The sequence below is a fragment of the Bradyrhizobium sp. SHOUNA76 genome, assembly GCF_023006445.1.
Taxonomy (GTDB): Bacteria; Pseudomonadota; Alphaproteobacteria; order Rhizobiales; family Xanthobacteraceae; genus Bradyrhizobium.
This window is the reverse complement of record NZ_JALBHA010000875.1, coordinates 1-1,430: the sequence shown is the minus strand read 5'-3', so window position 1 is coordinate 1,430 and position 1,430 is coordinate 1. Positions and strand designations below refer to the sequence as shown.

The window sequence follows — 1,430 nt, the reverse complement described above, 5'->3', positions numbered from 1 at the left end:
GTGAGGATCGCGGCGAGGCCACGCCGCCAGCCGCCGGGGCCGGCGAGCTCGCTCGGCGTGGGGCCGTGGGAATGGCCGCAATGCTCGTCGTGGACGTGATCGTGGGCGTGGTGGTGATGCGCGTGACCATGGTCGTGGTGATGATGATCATCATGCGCGTCGTGATGATGGTGATGGCCGTGATCATGGTGGTGATGCGGCACGCCGGCGATTGCCGGCACCGGCTGGGCCGCCTGCAGCGCGCGGATGAAGGTGCGGCCCTTGACCCAGACGAGGCGCAGCCCGAACAGTGCAATCAAGGCGTAGCTCGCGATCTCGATCACGCCTTCCGCCTTGCACATGGTCTTGGCGGTCGCATTCAGCACCCAGGCCGAGATGCCGACGATCAGGATCGCCACCAGCGACTGCATCAGGGCCGAGGCGAACGACAGCGCAATACCGCGCCGCGCGGTCTCGCGGTTGGCGACGAGATAGGAGGCGATCACCGCCTTGCCGTGGCCCGGGCCGGCCGCGTGGAAGATGCCATAGGCAAACGAGATGAAGAGCAGCGTCCACACCGCCGAGCCGTCGGATTTCGCGGCACGGATGGTCACCGACATCTGGCGATAGAATTCCGACTGTTTTGCCAAGAGCCAACCGATGAGGCCGCTCGCTTCGGGTTCGGCCGCCTGCGCAGGGCGCGGCGCGCCAAAGGGGTTTTGGGCCAGGAGATCATGAAGCGCGCCATCAGCGACGCCGAGCACGACGATAGCCGCGGCGCAGGCGAGCAGCCCGCGGGCGAGCGGAGAATGCAGACGACCGATCAAGGGCAATCCACCGTGATCTTGTTGGCGAACATCATGCCGAAATTCGAGTTCTCGCCGTTCAGGAAGGTCTGCTCGTTGAGCTTCTGCGCAGTGGCGGAGCCGTCGCTTGGCCGGTCAAGCTTCATCTGGCAGCCCGCGGGCGCGCCGACGAGCTTCACCGGACTCTCCTTGGCCATCTGGAAGTCGATGAAGAAGGAGCGGTCGAACACTTCGAGCACCAGCTGCTTGGGCTTGACCGGGTTCTTCAGCGGCAGCGTGAAGTGCAGGGTCAACACCGTATCCTTGTAGTCGAGGAAATAGTCGACCGGCTCCTGGAATCGCTCCTTCTTGCCGTCGGCTCGCGCAAAGGTGAAATAGGCATATTCCTTCAGCGACTCGACATTGGTCTGCGCCAGCGGCCCAAGCTCCTCGCGCGTATAGGCGCCCTTGGTCTTGCTCTCGAGCCCCTGCACCGCATAGGCCGAGAACATGTCGTCGAAGGTCCAGGCATGGCGCACGCCAGTGATCGTGCCATCCTCGGCGTAGAGCAGCTCGCTGGTCGCGGTGATCCAGACATGCGGATGCGCGCGCGCCGTGCCCGCCGCGAGTGTGAGGCCCAGGGCGAGCATGAGGGCGAGCAGGGCG

General features: G+C 65.1%; 2 protein-coding genes. Both read right to left on the bottom strand.

The window, feature by feature from the left end:
* On the bottom strand, positions 1–812 hold an 812-nt coding region (locus MOV74_RS38145), incomplete at its 3' end, for a nickel/cobalt transporter (protein WP_246932667.1).
* Positions 803–1,430, bottom strand: a 628-nt coding sequence (locus tag MOV74_RS38140) for a DUF1007 family protein (RefSeq protein WP_246932665.1), incomplete at its 5' end; no start/stop codon positions are given. The genes MOV74_RS38145 and MOV74_RS38140, both read right to left, overlap by 10 nt.